This is a genomic window from Pseudomonas marginalis (assembly GCF_024169655.1).
Classification (GTDB): Bacteria; Pseudomonadota; Gammaproteobacteria; order Pseudomonadales; family Pseudomonadaceae; genus Aquipseudomonas; species Aquipseudomonas paraveronii.
The window spans coordinates 3,028,209-3,044,765 of sequence record NZ_JALJWV010000001.1 but is presented as its reverse complement, the minus strand read 5'-3'; the positions used below and the strand labels follow the sequence as shown (position 1 = coordinate 3,044,765).

Annotated in this window: 11 protein-coding genes; 6 read left to right on the top strand and 5 right to left on the bottom strand. The window is 60.9% G+C overall.

The features are described from left to right. The first annotated feature begins 34 nt into the window (after window positions 1-34). On the top strand, window positions 35-412 hold the full coding sequence (locus tag J2Y83_RS13630) for a response regulator (protein WP_253395946.1): 378 nt from the start codon (window positions 35-37) through the stop codon (window positions 410-412). A gap of 55 nt (window positions 413-467) precedes the next feature. Here the strand turns inward: J2Y83_RS13630 and J2Y83_RS13625 are convergent, their stop codons facing one another. From J2Y83_RS13625 to J2Y83_RS13605, 5 genes are all read right to left on the bottom strand, one after another. Further along, a complete protein-coding gene (locus J2Y83_RS13625; protein WP_253395944.1) occupies window positions 468-5,228 on the bottom strand; it encodes a hypothetical protein in 4,761 nt (1,586 codons plus the stop codon). Window positions 5,229-5,341: 113 nt separating this feature from the next. Next, window positions 5,342-7,051 carry an ATP-binding protein gene (locus J2Y83_RS13620; RefSeq protein ID WP_253395943.1) on the bottom strand — a complete coding sequence of 570 codons (1,710 nt, stop codon included), beginning with the start codon at window positions 7,049-7,051 and terminating at the stop codon, window positions 5,342-5,344. Continuing rightward, the gene (locus J2Y83_RS13615; RefSeq protein ID WP_253395942.1) at window positions 7,051-8,550 is read right to left on the bottom strand and encodes an ATPase domain-containing protein; all 1,500 of its coding nucleotides are present in this window, start codon (window positions 8,548-8,550) and stop codon (window positions 7,051-7,053) included. Before J2Y83_RS13615 ends, J2Y83_RS13620 begins: the two co-directional genes overlap by 1 nt. 141 nt (window positions 8,551-8,691) lie before the next feature. After that, window positions 8,692-9,750 (bottom strand): tetratricopeptide repeat protein, encoded by a 1,059-nt coding sequence (locus tag J2Y83_RS13610; protein ID WP_253395941.1) that lies wholly within the window; start codon window positions 9,748-9,750, stop codon window positions 8,692-8,694. Window positions 9,751-9,826: 76 nt separating this feature from the next. Next, window positions 9,827-10,720, bottom strand: coding sequence for a bestrophin family protein (locus tag J2Y83_RS13605; RefSeq protein ID WP_253395940.1), 894 nt, complete (start codon window positions 10,718-10,720; stop codon window positions 9,827-9,829). A 236-nt stretch (window positions 10,721-10,956) separates the two neighbouring features. Between J2Y83_RS13605 and J2Y83_RS13600 the strand changes: the two genes are divergently transcribed. From J2Y83_RS13600 to J2Y83_RS13580, 5 genes are read left to right on the top strand one after another with little or no spacing between them, the layout of a single operon-like run. After that, complete coding sequence (locus tag J2Y83_RS13600) at window positions 10,957-12,606, top strand: AMP-binding protein (RefSeq protein WP_253395938.1); 1,650 nt, start codon at window positions 10,957-10,959, stop codon at window positions 12,604-12,606. 22 nt (window positions 12,607-12,628) lie between these two features. Next, on the top strand, window positions 12,629-13,396 hold the full coding sequence (locus tag J2Y83_RS13595; RefSeq protein ID WP_253395936.1) for an SDR family NAD(P)-dependent oxidoreductase: 768 nt from the start codon (window positions 12,629-12,631) through the stop codon (window positions 13,394-13,396). A gap of 13 nt (window positions 13,397-13,409) precedes the next feature. Beyond that, window positions 13,410-14,594 carry an acetyl-CoA C-acyltransferase gene (locus J2Y83_RS13590; RefSeq protein ID WP_253395934.1) on the top strand — a complete coding sequence of 395 codons (1,185 nt, stop codon included), beginning with the start codon at window positions 13,410-13,412 and terminating at the stop codon, window positions 14,592-14,594. 9 nt (window positions 14,595-14,603) lie between these two features. Continuing rightward, window positions 14,604-15,731, top strand: a complete 1,128-nt coding sequence (locus tag J2Y83_RS13585; protein WP_017846261.1) for an acyl-CoA dehydrogenase — start codon at window positions 14,604-14,606, stop codon at window positions 15,729-15,731. 14 nt (window positions 15,732-15,745) lie between these two features. Further along, window positions 15,746-16,519 (top strand): enoyl-CoA hydratase, encoded by a 774-nt coding sequence (locus J2Y83_RS13580; RefSeq protein ID WP_253395932.1) that lies wholly within the window; start codon window positions 15,746-15,748, stop codon window positions 16,517-16,519. The last annotated feature ends 38 nt before the right edge of the window (window positions 16,520-16,557 follow it).

The following is a 16,557-nucleotide window of genomic DNA, read 5'->3' as shown; positions in this document are numbered from 1 at the left end:
GTAAGTGCAGCAATTGACCGGACAAAGGCTTCCCATGAGTGAAGATGCACAAGACGTTGTTCTGATCGTCGAGGACGACGAATCGATTATGTTTGTCCTGGACGAATACCTCAAAGGCCTGGGCTTTCGGGTATTGAAGGCGATCAATGGCGAAGAGGCTTTTGAAATCCTCGCCAGTAAACCGCACCTGGACCTCATGGTGACTGACTATCGCCTGCCGGGCGGTATTTCCGGGGTGCAGATCGCCGAGCCGGCGATCAAGTTGCGCCCGGAGCTTAAAGTGATTTTTATCAGTGGCTATCCGCAGGAAATTCTTGACTGCAACAGCCCGATCACACGCAAGGCGCCGATCCTGGCCAAGCCGTTTGACCTGGATACGTTGCAAATGCGTATCCAGGAGTTGTTGGCGTGACACGTCCGTGTGTCAGTCAACGCTCGAATAGTCTCTGACCGGCGAGAAGTCAGGGTTACCAGGCAAGCACCTCGGCCTTTGCATGCGGATCAAGTACCCGTGCAGGGTTAGTCCCCTCGAAGAGCTCAAATGATCCATCGGGTTTTATGTCAATGCGGTTAGCCGTTGCGATCGTAGTGGAGGCCGGGTATTTGTTTGCGATGTTGAACACCACTTGTTCACTGGTGTGACTTTGCTTCAGTGCGATGCCTAATCCAGGGATGCTCCGGACATTATCACCGCCCACATAAATCACTTTGCTTCCCTGATCCAATTCCCCCTCCAGTTGTTTAAGTACCCTATGTTGTTCAGTCGTCGGCGTGCCGCCAGGGAAGTGCAGCAACGTTCGTTTCCGGTAGACACCGTCTTTCAAGTCGGTTAGCACTGCCAGTGCCGAACAGTCACCAATACCTCGGGTGCTGATGATTGACGTCGGGTCAGTGACGGTGACGTCCGTATAGTCCGACATATGGACGTAGTGGGTCTGAGCGGGGGGCTCCACGTTAGTGATAATCGTAGGGATAGGGTCTTCATAAAGCCGTTTGATAGGTCTGTCATGAAGACTCGCAGTGCCTATCCACGACTCGTTATGGTCGCTGATCTTGAATTCAAGTTTTTTGGGGTCATTGCTATAGGTCTTGTATTGGACGGGGAGATTCTTGCTATTGAATATTTTTTCGAGACCACGCTTCATCATGGCCTCGCTTGAGAACTCGGCCACCCCAAAATTAGGGTCGTAAAAAAAGAACTTCTTACCGTCGCCGTCCGGCACGGACCCGGCCAGCATTGCATGGCCGGGGGAGTCGATCATCACGGTCTTGCCCTCGGGCGCGTTGGCCAGTTCCGTAATCATGTCCTGATACGTTACCTGGCGCTGCGGATTACCGGCGTGAAACATTGTCGGTGTGCTGATGCTCTTTTGCACGTCGCCTAATGTGCGAGTAAATACTCGCGCCTCCTCGCTCCGCGGATCAGCGGCGGCGACGTACAGGTTGTCAATGAATACTCGCTCTTTTCCGTGAGCCTTGGCTGACGCGAATGTACGAGTAAGAGCGGCGCACTGACCCTCGGAAAGACGGTTGACCTGACTAAGGTAGAAGGCCTGAGGTACGGGGGTGAACGTCCCTCCGACGGCATTTACGTGGGCGTTGAAATGTTGTGTGCCGTTGAGCCCGTGCTGGACAGCCAGCCGTTCCTGCTGCCGGACTAATGTGCCCACTTCTTGTGCGGTGCGGTCTGGATGCAGTGCCAGTTTCATCACGTCTTCTGATTTCATCCCCTTGACGTAGCCTTTGATCAGTTCCGGCGCGCCGTCCTCATAGCCACTCTCAAAGGCTGCGCTGGGCGTCCCGTCGCCGTGGTGGCGATCGAGCAGTATTTCCCAATCTTTTCGGATCTGAATCGACGCCGGTGAGGGAGAGCGCTGCATGTTTTGCCACGCATGAAGCTCCGGACTGCCACCTCGTATCGACGGCTGGAAATCATCCAGTACTTTGCCGAACGGGCGCTGGGTCACTGTATCAAAGGCATACCATTTACCGTCTTGGAGTACAGCGCTACCTTGCAGGGTCTCACCGGACGTCTTGAACGTGCCCATCGCGGCGGCGTCGTATTGTTTGCTGGCGGCGACCAGGTCATAACGGGTGTGCGTGCCTCGCAGTTTCCGCAGGTCTTGAATCGTGTCAGTGATGACGCGTTTGCCGGCACTTGCCAACCCGCGCCCGGTCACGCGCAGTAAATCTGTCGCGCCGTCCAACGGGTTGACCAGGCTGATCGCCCCAAGCCCCAGGGTCTTGGCGGTACGCAAGACCTTGCCACCCGCCGACAGCGTGCTGGTTGCAATTTTTGCGGCTTTGCCCACAGTCGCCGTCCCGGCCGTCAAGACGCCAAATATGTCGAGTGACAAGTCAACGATCCCTTCGCCGATATTGCCATCTATAAAGTTATTGATCGCCGAGCGGAATGGGATCAAGTCAAGAAGAAACGTGCTCAACTTCCTGTAGAAGGGAACCTCGGACTCAACCGTCGTAACCCCTCGAGCCTCGGCCTCCAGCGCTCCCCATACACTGCTGACCTTGGCCACCGTGGCACCGATGGCTGCGCTTCTAGGGCTGGCGAAACTATTCAGCGGGCCTCCGGTGTCGGTTTTTTCTTGTAGGAGCTGTTGGCGTTCAACAGCGCTGCTTTCATCGCGAATTGACAGAGTGACGGGGGCCATGTCCGTGTAAGGCGTCCTGTTATCCCGTGGTTTTCCGTCTTCTATATGAGGCCCGGGCTGATAACCGGGCTGAAAATCCCCGAGATCCCGACGTTTGGTGAGGGTGTTTTTTTGGACATTGAGTTCATAGGTATGGGCCACCCCGTCGCGCATCACTTTCAACAGCACCGGATTGCCCTCGGCAGCCGGCACCCGGACGATACCGCTGGCCTGATGTTCACCGTGGAACTCCTTGAAGATCGACAGGCCCCCGTATTCGATATTCTGTCGGTCTTCCAGCGGTAACTGGGCGATCAGATGCTTGACCTGAGTGGCGACGCTGCTATCCAGGGCCTGACCAAACCGTTTGAACTCACTGACGAATTCCCTGCTGATATTCTTCAGGTTTTGCGTCTTGCTCAAGACCTCTTCAAGGGTGAAGTTGGGGGTGTTGGCGGCTGAGCGGCCGGGCCCCCTGCGCGGTGGCGTGTAGGGCTCAATCACCCATTGGTTGGGGCGTGGCCTATTGTCGCGCCTGGCCGGGTGGTAGGGCACCTTGGGCGGGTTGTGCAGCATGTTCTCCATGTACAAGTCCAATATCGAATAGGGCCCGGGTCGATCTTTATCGTAAGTGCCCAGTACGATGCACTTCAGCTCCAGGTGTACGTCATCACCCAGCGCCTTGCGCAATTCGGCCAGGGCCAACTCCTTGCGCGACGCAGGCACAGGCGTGCGCTGTGCTTCGGATGCGGCGCGCAGTTCGCCAGCCTGTTGGTTAAAGGCGTCGGTAATGGTTTGCATATCCGCGGGCGACGTCACGCTCGTGACGATGCGGTTGGTCAGGCCCCACTCCTTGAGTGCTTCATGCTGGGCGACATATTCGATCTGACGCTGAGCCTGGGACACCGGGGCGATATCGGCGTGCAACATGACCTCCCCGTAACTCATGGTTGATGCCCGGCCCGGCGTCTCAGCCTCTATGCGGGCCACCGCGGTACTGAAGCTGACGTGGGCGGGGGAGCCGTGAGTGACCGTGGCCGGGATATCCTTGACCAGCAACTCCGGCGCCTTGGAGGCCAGCTTCAGGTTGGCCTGGATAAGGGCTTTTTCCGGTGACGAAGCCTCTTTTGTGATGTAGTACAAATGGTCGGCCACGCGCTGGGCCGTCTCTGACAAAGGTTTGCCTTTAAGCTGCTGGCCGGCCAGGTCAAAGCCTGAAATGTGCTTCTGGGGCAAGTTTGCCTGGGTGAATGCATCGGTGTAATTCAGGTTCAAGGCCGCCATTAGCCAGTCATTGACGCTGCCTTTGACTGATAGGGTGTTGAACTTGGCCTGAATGGCCGCCCCTAGCGCCTGGCCCTTGGGCGACTGGATGATGCGGTCGAGCAGTTGTCGTGGGTTGCGAAGCTCGTGGGCTTCGACTGCCACACCTTGCATCAACGCTTCCAACACATTGCGATTGCTTCCCAGGTTCAGGTCGCCAACATTGCCATGCTGCAAGAATGCTAACAGTTGGCGCTGGGTGTCCGTACCGATCGGTTGCGGCCAGGACAGCGCGCCACCATAGTTGCCATGGGCGGGACTTCGCGGTGTGGGCGCGAGGAGGAATAGCTTGAGGTTCTCCACTTCCTGTGCAGTGCGGGTTTTTTCAAAGCCGTGGTATTCAAGAAAATCAGCCAGGCTGACCAGGCCTCCGTCCTGCGCGCCGCGGTCCTGTTCGTATGAGGAATGGGGGTTCAATTCGAAGGTGGTTTCACGCAGATACGCGGGAACCTGCGACAGCTCAAGGGCGCCGGAGGCAAGCACTGTCCCCAGGTGCTTCAACAATACAGCGGCTTGGTGCCGGTTGTTGATATTCCCCAGCAGCGTCTGCTGCTGCTTGAGTGCATCCTCGCTGCGCTTTTCCTGGAGCCCAGGGAACACAGCGGGGTCAAGCGGAGCAAAGGTTTTATCGCGCTCCAGCTCGGCGGCACGTTGCTGGAAGTCGGAAGGGGCGATTCGCGTCGGCTCTTGGTAGAACTGCCCAACCAGCCAGGCCGGCGCACGGTTGGTGCTCCCGGACAACGGAAGGGGGAACGGCCGGTTCCTGTCGGAGATGATCCCTCCGGCATCCATTAACGGCCCTCGCACCGCCGACCAGTGCTTGTCGTCGCTCGCACGCAGCTGTAAGGGCGTATTGGGCGAAACGTCTGGGGTGACACGGTAGGTGACTTGACCGCTTTGCGGCACGATCTTGATCGAGCTGGGCAGGGCTCTGACCTGGCGCCGCCAGTCGAGGAACTCCGGAGACCGAGCGGCATCGCCCAGCAGGCTCCACCACTGACCGAAGGTTGAATCCGGCGGAATATCCACCATGATCGCGTTGTCGTGGGCGGGAACTCCGCTGAAGCCCAGCAATGCCTTGCCGTAGTTCTGCGCCAATTCACTGTCGCCCCTGGCGCGGGGGGAATTGCCAGGGGCAGAGAGGTGAGGGCTTTTGCGGTCGGGCGCTACAGCTACCTGCGCAGCTGGCTCCAGCGTGTCGTTGGCGGTGGAAGGATGCGGGGACAAAGCGTGCGCAAGGCTGCTGGAAATCGTCATTGGTGGCGGCTCTATCATCAGGATTGGAAAATCCACTGGGTATAAATTCCGAGTCCCAGTGTTAATCCTTCGTACCGAAGCCCCTCGACCGATTCCATTTTTGAACCGTGGCTTTATTGCACTCTGTTGCTAGCCGCCTCCGGTTGGCTGGCGGCTGTGCGGATCATCTCCCTGACTTTCGCCGTCAACAGATCAAAGGTGAACGGCTTGGTAATCAACTGCATCCCAGGCTCCAGAAAACCACCGCGCACCGTCGCGTGTTCGGCATAACCGGTGATAAACAGCACCTTGAGTTCCGGTCGGATCTGCCGGCCGACTTCCGCCAGTTGCCGGCCGTTCATACCCGGCAGACCGACGTCGCTGATCATCAGGTCGATGCGCTGGTCGGACTCGATGATCGGCACGGCCGTGTTGGCATCGCCGGCTTCGATAAATGCGTAGCCGAGCTCTTTCAGCACGGCGCAGACCAGGACCCTGACCGCAGGGTCGTCCTCCACGATCAACACCGTTTCACCGGCATTGGCAAAGGGCAGACGCGCGGGGTTTGCCGCTTCGGCCACCACCATTTCACCGACGCAGCGTGGCAGGAACAGGCTGACCGTGGTGCCTTTTCCGACTTCGCTGTGGATCGTCACATGACCACCGGATTGCCGGGCAAAACCGTAAATCATCGACAGGCCGAGGCCGGTGCCCTGGCCGATGGGTTTGGTGGTGAAGAAAGGGTCGAAGACGCGCCCCATCACGCTTTCCGGGATACCGCAGCCGGTGTCGCTGACGCTCAATTCCACGTAGTCACCGGGTTGCAAGGTGCCGTAGGCCGCGGTGAACACACTGTCGAGATGACGGTTGCTGGTTTCCACGGTGAGATTGCCGCCGTTGGGCATGGCATCGCGTGCGTTGATCACCAGGTTGAGCAGTGCGCTTTCCAACTGGTTGGGGTCGGCCTCGGCGGTCCAGAGCGAGGCGCTGAGGCGCATGTCCAGGGCAATGCTTTCATTGATGCTGCGTTGCAACAGTTCGCCCATGGAGGTCACCAGTTGGTTGATCTCGACGGGTTTTGAATCCAGCGATTGCCGGCGGGAGAACGCCAGCAGGCGGTGGGTAAGGCCGGCGGCCCGGTTGGCGGAGGTGACGCCCAGATCGATCAGGCTGTCCAGGTCGTCCAATTTGCCGCGGGAGACGCGCCTGCGCAGTAACTCCAGGCTGCCGATGATGCCGGTGAGCATGTTGTTGAAGTCGTGGGCGATGCCGCCGGTCAATTGGCCAACGGCCTCCATTTTCTGCGATTGACGCAGCGCTTCTTCATTGCTGCGCAACTGCGCGGTGCGTTCTTCTACTTGCTGCTCAAGCGTCTCCAGCGTGCGTTGCAAGCGCAGTTCGCTTTCGCTGAGGTCGATCAGCCGGTCGCGCGCCTCGTATTGCCGCCGCCGACCGCGCAGTGCGGCGCTGACCAGACTGATCAACGTCACGGGGTGGAAAGGCCGTTCGAGGAAGGTGACGTTGCCCAACAACCCGCTCAGGTGCGAGGAGCCGTTCTGCTCGGCGCCGCCGTGATGGGTCATCAATACGATGGGCAGATCCGACCACGCAGGCTGCTGGTGCAAATACTCGAGCAGCGGCTCCAGGTCAACGCCGTGCAAGGCTTCGGCCGCAATAATCAGCAGGCCGGCACCTTCTTCCAGTGCGCCGCACAAGGCCATCAGGCTAGTGGCGATCATGCCGCTGTAACCGGCCTCGTTGAGCATCATCAACGCCAACGCGCCGTCCCGCCCCATCGGCGCAAGAACGATTGCACGCTCGGAGACTGGAGATAAACCCGTCACTAGCCCTCATCCTTGAGCAGAGGCGAGCCGGCGCCCATGTACGTCGGGATACCGCGCAGTACGCCCTGAAAGTTATCGAGCGGCTCGCCCACGGTCATGCCCTGGCTGCTGATCCGGTATTCGCGAATGGTCGACTCATGGGGGCCGGTGCGTTTCTTGATGATGGAAATGGCGCGGCGCACCTTGCCCAGCGCTTCGAAATAGCGCAGCAGAATGACCGTGTCGGCAAGGTAGGTAATGTCGACGGGCGCCTGCATGTCACCGACCAGGCCGTGCTGGGCGACAGTCATGAAAGTGGCGGCGCCACGGCGGTTGAGGTACAGCAGCAGTTCGTGCATGTGCAGGATCAGTGCATTTTCTTCCGGCATGGCGGCCTGATAACCGTTGATGCTGTCGATGACCACGGTCTTGATCCCGCCCTCATCCACACAGCGCCGCACACGGTGGGAGAACTCGCCAGGGGACAACTCGGCCGCGTCGACTTGTTCGATCAGCAGGTTGCCGGTGGCTTGCAGCGCGGCAAGGTCGATGCCCATGTTTTTCATGCGCTCGAACAACAGGCCCAGTTCTTCGTCAAAGATGAACAGTGCGGCGTTTTCCCCCCGTGCCACGGCGGCGGCGGCAAACACCATCGAGATCAGCGACTTGCCGGTGCCCGCCGGGCCGAGGATCAGGCTGCTGGAACCGGTCTCGACCCCGCCGCCCATCAAGGCATCCATTTCGCGAATGCCGCTGCTCAGGGTCTTTCGGGCGTAGCCGCCGCGATGCTCGGCCGCCACCAGGCGCGGGAACACATGCACGCCATCGCCCATGATGGTGAAATCGTGGAAGCCGCCCCGGTACTTTTGGCCACGGTACTTCACCACCCGCACACGGCGGCGTTCGGCACCGTAATTGGGCGTCAGTTCTTCCAGGCGAATCACCCCGTGGGCCACGCTGTGTACGGTTTTGTCGAGGGATTCGGTGGTCAGGTCATCGAGCAGCAATACCGTGGCGTCGTAGCGCACGAAGTAGTGCTTGATCGCCAGGATCTGCCGGCGATAACGCAGGGAGCTTTGCGCCAGCAGGCGGATCTCGGAGAGGCTGTCGACCACCACGCGGGTTGGCTTGACCCGTTCCACCACTTCAAAGATCTGCCGCGTGGCCTCGCCCAACTCGAGGTCGGAAGAGTACAGCAGGCTTTGCTGATGCTCGGCATTGAGCAGGCTTTCCGGCGGGGTCAGCTCGAAAATATGGATATTGTCATCCAGATCCCACCCGTGGGATCTCGCACCTTCGCGCAATTCACGCTCGGTTTCGGACAAGGTGATATAGAGCGAGCGTTCACCGTTCTTTGCTCCCGCCTGCAGGAAGTGCAGGGCGACGGTGGTTTTGCCGGTTCCTGGCTCGCCTTCGAGCAGAAACAGGTGGCTGCGGGACAGACCGCCGGAAAGAATGTCATCAAGACCTTCGATGCCAGTGGCCGCTTTTTCGGTTAATCGCGCGTTGGATGTAGACAAGAAGTGCCCTCAGGTCACATACGAGTAGAGGTGCGCGTTCGTTCGAGCGCGCCATAGCTTCTTGACCATGGCGTATCAGCGGGGTTCCACCTTATCGGACTTTGTACGTGTGTCGGCGCTGGGGCCAGCGCTGCAGTTGGCCTACAGCCCCTGCTGCAGCGCCGGATCATCCGGGTTTTGCTGTTCCAACTGCGCCAGCAGCACTTGGACGTTCTGCAATTGGCCGCTTTCTGTCCAGTAGCTGACTAGCAGCACCCGCGCCTTGCGATTGGCCGGGTGGCGCTGGATGATTTCTTCCAACTGGCGCTGGGCCGCTTCGAGTTCCTCCTGGGCGTGCAGGGTGGTGGCCAGGTCGTACCGGTAATCCTGATTACTCGGTTCCAGCTCCACCGCCTTCGACAGGCCGAGCAACGCGTAAGCGCGCTCGCCGTGGTGCAGCAACCACATGCCCAGGGCGTGTTGCAGGTACGCGGATTCGGGATGCGCCGCCAACTGGCGGGCCAGCAGTTGGCGCGACTCGTCGGTCTTGCCCTGTTTATCCAACAGTTCGATTTGCGCAACCACGGCCTGCAGGTTGTCCGGCTGCAGGCGCATTGCTTGCTCCAGGGCGTTTTGTGCCTGCGGCAACAGCGCGCTGTGGATATACAGGCGCGCCAGTTGGAGCCAACCTTCGGCGGTTTCAGGTTGCGCCTTGAGCTTCTTCACAAACTCATCGAGCACTTGCTGCAACGGCCCGAAATACAGGCCAAGGGTGTCGGGCGAGAGACCGAGCAACGCATTGGCGGCGGCAAAGCGCACGTCTTGTTGCGGATCGTCGAGTAATGGTCCGAGCAACAGGGTGCGCTGGCCCGTAGGCACCAGGCCGACGATGCTGTGAATCGCCGCTTCACGCACTTGCGGTGAGTCATCGGCCAGGTCCTTGTCGGCGAGCTTCAGTGCCTGGGGGCTGGGATAATTGGGCAGTTCTGCATGCAAGGCGACGCGGCGCTCGTCGGAAAGGTCCGGCCGGGCCAGTTGCTGATACAGCACGCGGGCGGCGCCCGGTTCGCCGTTACGCGCCTGTTTCAAGGCTTTCGCGTAGCCATGGGCAATCGCGGGCGGCACGGCCACCGGGGTGGAATGGGAGAAATACCAGGTGATCAGCACAATCAACAACAGGGCGCACAGGCCGATGATGGAGTAACGGCGTGACTTTGACATGCAGGCGTCCGAGAGCTTAGGCAGCTAGGGCAAAGCCCTCAGCTTCGGTCAGACCACGGCGAGTGTCAAACCCGCATCAGGTCAGCACGTATTCCACCGGCTCCAGAGCCGGCGGCAACACCGTTTCGCCGAGGGCTGCCAGGATCTCGCGTTCCAGAGTCCGCACGATCGCATTGCAGGGCAGGTCGTTCTCATCGAAGCCGAAGGGATCTTCCAGATCGTCGCCGATTTCGTCGAGACCAAAGAAGGTGTAGCTGACGATCGCGGTGAACACCGGCGTGAGCCAGCCCAACGGTTCGGCCATGGCAAACGGCAGCAGGATGCAGAACAGGTAAATGGTGCGGTGCAGCAGCAGGGTGTAGGGGAAGGGCAGCGGTGTGCTTTTGATCCGCTCACACGCCGCCTGCACCTGGCTCAGGCTGACCAGCCGGGTCTCCAGTTGGGTGTAGCGCCATTCACTGATCACGCCCCGTTCGGCCAGCCCGGAAAACCGCGCGCCGAGCTGTTGCAGTACCTGGTCAGGAAGGTTGGGGTGGCCTGAGTCGACTGCGATCCAGGGCTTTAGCGCCCGGGCTTCATCTTCCAGGCGCAGGTGCGCAATCAACCCATGGACAAAACCGCAGAGGCCGCGCAGTAGGCTGGCCCGTTCCAGCGGGTCGCTGAGCACCTGGGTTTCACGGATCAGTGAGCGCACTTCGATGATCATCTGCCCGAGTTGCTTGCGGCCTTCCCACCAGCGGTCGTAGCAGGCGTTGTTGCGAAAACTCATGAAGATCGACAGCGACAGCCCGAGCAGGGTGAACGGCGTGGCGTTGACCTTGGAGAAGTACGCCGGGTGCAGGGTTTCCACCAGCACGATGACCGAGGCCAGCAACGTGACCAGCAAGCTGCGCAGGGCGATGCGCTTGGCGATCGAGCCCTTGAGCGAGAACAGGATGCCCAGGAGGTTGGGTTTGGGGCGAACAATCATCGGGAGGGGCTTCTTCGGTGGCGCAGGCCATCAGGTTAGAAGCTGGCGGCCGGCGCGTCCAATCGCTTGGGCCGAACGCTTGATCGGCGGGGTCTATGATCAAGCGGCATTGGCCAAACCAGTCAGGCATGTTGGTGGCTTTGACCATTGCTGCTACAGCGCTCTAGAGCCACTATTTCCGCGGTTCTTGTCCGAAAAAACGTCCTGAAAATAAAAATACTGAAGGATTTGAAGCGATGCGTGACTATTTGGCTGCCACTACCGAGTTCGATTACCAACACACCGTCGACAGCACCTTGGCCGGAAACCTGCAGGGCCTCAATGCCTGCGTGGAATGCTGCGACCGGCATGCATTGCCAGGGCGCATTGCGCTGTTCTGGGAAGGCAAGGATGGGCGCAGTACCACGTCCACCTTCAGCGACTTGCAGGACCAGGCTTCGCGCTTCGCCAATTTCCTGCTGGCCCAGGGCGTCAAACGCGGCGACAAGGTGGCCGGCCTGTTGCCACGCACCGCCGAATTGCTGGTGGTGGTCCTCGCGACCTGGCGCATCGGCGCCGTCTATCAACCGCTGTTTACGGCCTTCGGCCCCAAGGCCATTGAACACCGCCTGAGCAGCTCCGGCGCAGCCGTGGTGGTCACCGATGCGGTGAACCGGCCCAAACTCGCCGAAGTGGAAGGCTGCCCGACGATCGTGACGGTCACTGGCGCCAACGGCGAAGGCCTGGTGCGCGGTGATTTCAGTTTCTGGGCCGAGCTGGCCAATTACTCCAACCACTGCGAGCCGGTGCTGCTGGGCGCAGACGAGCCGTTCCTGCTGATGTTCACCTCGGGCACCACCGGCCCGTCGAAAGCGCTGTCGGTGCCGCTCAAGGCCATTGTTGCGTTCCAGAGCTACACCCGCGACGCCATCGACCTGCGCCCTGAAGACGCGTTCTGGAACGTCGCCGACCCGGGTTGGGCCTACGGCATCTATTTCGGCGTGACCGGGCCTTTGTCCATGGGCCATCCGATTACCTTCTACGATGGCCCGTTCACCCTGGAAAGCACCTGCCGGGTCATCAATAAATACGCGATCACCAACCTGGCCGGCTCGCCGACTGCGTATCGCCTGTTGATTGCCGGCGGCGAGCAATTCGCCCGCTCGATCAAGGGCAAGCTGCGTATCGTCAGCAGCGCCGGCGAGCCGCTGAACCCGGAAGTGATCCGCTGGTTTGCCGACAACCTGGGGGTGACCATCCATGACCACTACGGCCAGACCGAGCTGGGCATGGTGCTGTGCAACCACCACGGCCTGGAACATCCGGTGCATGTCGGGTCGGCGGGATTTGCCTCGCCGGGGCATCGCATCGTGGTGCTGGACGACGATCACCAGGAGTTGCCTGCCGGCCAGCCGGGGATTCTCGCCATCGACCGCGAGCAATCGCCGATGTGCTGGTTCGCCGGCTATGACGGCGCGCGGACCAAGGCCTTTGTCGGCAAGTACTACCTCAGCGGCGATACCGTCGAACTGAATCCGGACGGCAGCATCAGCTTCGTCGGACGCAGTGACGATGTGATCACCACCTCTGGCTACCGCGTCGGCCCGTTCGACGTGGAAAGTGCGCTGGTCGAACACCCGGCAGTGGTGGAAGCGGCGGTCGTCGGCAAACCCGACCCGGAACGCACCGAGCTGGTCAAAGCCTTCGTGGTGATCAACGAGCAGTTCCGCGCAACCCCCGAGCTGGCCGAGGAACTGCGCCTGCATGTACGCCAACGCCTCGCCGCGCATGCCTACCCGCGGGAAATCGAATTTGTCAGCGACTTGCCCAAGACCCCGAGCGGCAAGCTGCAACGCTTTATTTTGCGTAATCAGGAAATCGCCAAGGCGCAAGCCGCGTTGGCCTGATCCACTTTTCAAGGAAACAATGATGCAGATTGAAAACAAGGTTTTTCTGGTCAGCGGCGGCGCGTCGGGCCTCGGTGCCGCCACCGCTGAAATGCTGGTCGCTGCCGGTGCCAAAGTGATGCTGGTGGACATGAATGCCGACGCGGTCGCGGCCAAAGCCAAACAGCTGGGCGACAACGCCCGCAGCGCCGTGGCGGACATCAGCCAGGAAGCCGCTGCCGAAGCCGCCGTGCAGGCCACCGTTGCCGCCTTTGGTGGCTTGCACGGGCTGGTGAATTGCGCCGGTGTGGTGCGCGGCGAGAAGATCCTCGGCAAGAACGGCCCCCATGGGCTGGCCAGCTTTGCCCAGGTGATCAACGTCAACCTGATCGGCAGCTTCAACCTGCTGCGCCTGGCTGCTGCGGCCATTGCAGAAACCCAGGCGGATGCCGACGGTGAGCGCGGCGTGATCATCAATACCGCGTCGGTGGCGGCGTTTGACGGGCAGGTCGGCCAGGCGGCGTATGCCGCGTCCAAAGGTGCGATCGCCAGCCTGACACTGCCCGCCGCGCGGGAGCTGGCGCGCTTCGGCATTCGGGTGATGACCATCGCCCCCGGCATTTTCGAAACCCCGATGATGGCGGGCATGACCCCGGAAGTCCGCGACTCCCTGGCCGCCGGGGTGCCGTTCCCGCCGCGCCTGGGCAAACCGAGCGAATACGCCGCGCTGGTCCGGCACATCATTGAAAACAGCATGCTCAATGGCGAGGTGATCCGTCTCGACGGTGCCTTGCGCATGGCAGCCAAGTAAGAGAGGAAGCGTCATGACCGATCCCATCGTAATTGTCAGCGCCGCACGCACCCCCATGGGCGCGTTCCAGGGCGATCTCAAAGGCCTGACCGCGCCGCAACTCGGCTCCGCGGCGATTCGCGCCGCCGTCGAGCGTGCCGGTATCGCCAGCGATGCCGTGGATGAAGTGCTGTTTGGCTGTGTACTGCCGGCCGGTCTCGGCCAAGCCCCCGCACGCCAGGCCGCCCTTGGCGCCGGGCTGGACAAGGCCACCCGCTGCACCACCCTCAATAAAATGTGCGGCTCGGGCATGGAGGCGACGATGCTTGCCCATGACTCGCTGCTGGCCGGCAGCGTTGACGTGGTGATTGCTGGCGGTATGGAAAGCATGTCCAACGCCCCATATCTGCTGGACCGCGCACGCAGCGGCTACCGCATGGGCCACGGCCGCGTGCTGGACCATATGTTCCTCGACGGCCTGGAAGATGCCTACGACAAAGGCCGCCTGATGGGCACCTTTGCCGAGGACTGCGCACAACATAACGGCTTTACCCGCGAGGCCCAGGATGCGTTTGCCATTGCGTCCCTGAGCCGTGCGCAAGCGGCGATCAGCAATGGCAGCTTCGCGGCCGAGATCGTCCCGGTGCAGGTTACGGTAGGCAAAGAGCAAAAAACCGTCCTGCATGATGAGCAACCGCCCAAAGCCAAACCGGACAAGATCGCCAGCCTGAAACCGGCGTTCCGTGAAGGCGGGACAGTGACGGCGGCCAACTCCAGTTCAATTTCCGACGGCGCGGCGGCCTTGCTCCTGATGCGCCAGTCCGAGGCGCACAAGCGCGGGCTGCAACCCTTGGCGGTGATCCGTGGGCATGCGGCGTTTGCCGATGAACCGGGGCTGTTTCCGGTAGCGCCGGTGGGGGCGATCCGCAAGCTGATGAGCAAGACCGGCTGGAACCTGAACGAAGTGGACCTGTTCGAAATCAACGAAGCCTTTGCCGTGGTCAGCCTGGTGACCATGAGCAAGCTGGATATCCCCCACGACAAGGTCAACATTCATGGCGGCGCCTGTGCCTTGGGTCACCCGATCGGCGCGTCCGGTGCGCGGATTCTGGTGACGCTGCTGTCGGCCCTGCGCCAGAAGGGGCTCAAACGGGGCGTCGCCGCTATCTGCATCGGCGGTGGTGAAGCCACAGCCATGGCCGTCGAATGCCTGTATTAAGGATTGACCATGCTACCCAATGACGAACAACTGCAAATCAGCGACGCGGCCCGACAATTCGCCCAGGAACGCCTGAAACCGTTCGCGGCCGAGTGGGACCGCGAGCACCGCTTTCCCAAGGAGGCCATCGGTGAAATGGCCGAACTGGGCTTTTTCGGTATGCTGGTGCCGGAGCAGTGGGGTGGTTGCGACACTGGCTACCTGGCCTACGCCATGGCTCTGGAAGAAATTGCTGCCGGCGACGGGGCTTGCTCGACCATCATGAGCGTACACAACTCGGTGGGGTGCGTGCCGATCCTCACGTTCGGCAACGACCAGCAGAAAGAGCAATTTCTCAAGCCGCTGGCCAGTGGCGCGATGCTTGGCGCCTTCGCATTGACCGAGCCCCAGGCCGGTTCCGATGCCAGCAGCCTGAAAACCCGTGCACGCCGCGAAGGCGATCACTACGTGTTGAACGGCTGCAAACAATTCATCACCTCCGGGCAAAACGCCGGCATCGTGATTGTGTTTGCTGTCACTGACCCTGCGGCGGGCAAGCGCGGCATCAGCGCGTTTATCGTGCCGACGGATTCGCCGGGCTACACGGTGGCGCGGGTCGAGGACAAGCTCGGCCAGCATGCGTCGGACACTTGCCAGATCCTGTTCGAAGACGTCAAGGTGCCGCTCGCCAATCGTCTGGGGGAGGAGGGTGAGGGCTACCGCATCGCCCTGGCGAACCTCGAAGGCGGGCGTGTCGGTATTGCCTCGCAATCGGTGGGCATGGCCCGCGCCGCCTTTGAAGCCGCGCGCGACTATGCCCGAGAACGCGAAAGTTTTGGCAAACCCTTGATCGAACACCAGGCCGTGGCCTTCCGCCTGGCGGACATGGCCACGCAAATCGCCGTCGCACGGCAAATGGTGCATTACGCCGCCGCCCTGCGTGACAGCGGCAAGCCGGCGCTGGTCGAGGCGTCCATGGCCAAGCTGTTCGCCTCGGAAATGGCCGAGAAAGTCTGCTCCGCCGCCTTGCAAACCTTGGGCGGTTACGGTTACCTGAGCGACTTTCCCTTGGAGCGGATCTACCGCGATGTGCGGGTCTGCCAGATTTACGAAGGCACCAGCGATATTCAGCGCATGGTCATCTCACGCAATCTTTAAGAAGGAGCCACTACATGAGTTATGAAACTATTTTGCTCGACGTGCAGGGCCGTGTCGGGTTGATCACCCTTAACCGTCCGCAAGCCCTGAACGCGTTGAACGCACAATTGATCAACGAGTTGAATCAGGCGCTGGATGACCTGGAACGCAACCCTGAAATCGGCTGCATCGTGCTGACCGGCTCGAAAAAAGCCTTCGCCGCTGGCGCCGACATCAAGGAAATGGCCGAGCTGACCTACCCGCAGATCTATATCGACGACCTGTTCAGCGAGGCCGATCGCGTGGCCAACCGTCGCAAGCCGATTATCGCTGCCGTCAACGGCTTCGCCCTGGGCGGCGGCTGTGAGCTGGCGCTGATGTGCGACTTCATTCTGGCGGGCGACGGCGCCAAGTTCGGCCAGCCGGAAATCAACCTGGGCGTGCTGCCGGGCATGGGCGGCACCCAGCGCCTGACCCGCGCCGTGGGCAAGGCCAAAGCCATGGAAATGTGCCTGACCGGGCGCTTTATCGATGCGGTGGAAGCCGAGCGTTGCGGGGTTGTAGCGCGCATTGTCCCGGCCGATGAACTGCTCGAAGAAGCGCTGAAAGTCGCCACGCTGATTGCCGGCAAGTCGGTGCCGATCAGCATGATGGTCAAGGAAAGTGTGAACCGGGCGTTTGAAGTGAGCCTGTCGGAAGGCGTGCGCTTTGAGCGTCGGGTATTCCATGCGGCGTTTGCGACGCAGGATCAGAAGGAAGGCATGGCGGCATTCGTGGCCAAGCGCGCGCCCGAGTTCAAAGACCAATAACCTGCCTATAAACACTGTGGGAGCGGGTAAGCCCGCTC

Coding starts and splice junctions, on each gene's coding strand:
- J2Y83_RS13595 (WP_253395936.1), top strand. CDS start 12,629: ATGCAGATTGAAAACAAGGTTTTTCTGGTCAGCGGCGGCGCGTCGGGC.
- J2Y83_RS13625 (WP_253395944.1), bottom strand. CDS start 5,228: ATGACGATTTCCAGCAGCCTTGCGCACGCTTTGTCCCCGCATCCTTCC.
- J2Y83_RS13590 (WP_253395934.1), top strand. CDS start 13,410: ATGACCGATCCCATCGTAATTGTCAGCGCCGCACGCACCCCCATGGGC.
- J2Y83_RS13600 (WP_253395938.1), top strand. CDS start 10,957: ATGCGTGACTATTTGGCTGCCACTACCGAGTTCGATTACCAACACACC.
- J2Y83_RS13610 (WP_253395941.1), bottom strand. CDS start 9,750: ATGTCAAAGTCACGCCGTTACTCCATCATCGGCCTGTGCGCCCTGTTG.
- J2Y83_RS13580 (WP_253395932.1), top strand. CDS start 15,746: ATGAGTTATGAAACTATTTTGCTCGACGTGCAGGGCCGTGTCGGGTTG.
- J2Y83_RS13585 (WP_017846261.1), top strand. CDS start 14,604: ATGCTACCCAATGACGAACAACTGCAAATCAGCGACGCGGCCCGACAA.
- J2Y83_RS13605 (WP_253395940.1), bottom strand. CDS start 10,720: ATGATTGTTCGCCCCAAACCCAACCTCCTGGGCATCCTGTTCTCGCTC.
- J2Y83_RS13630 (WP_253395946.1), top strand. CDS start 35: ATGAGTGAAGATGCACAAGACGTTGTTCTGATCGTCGAGGACGACGAA.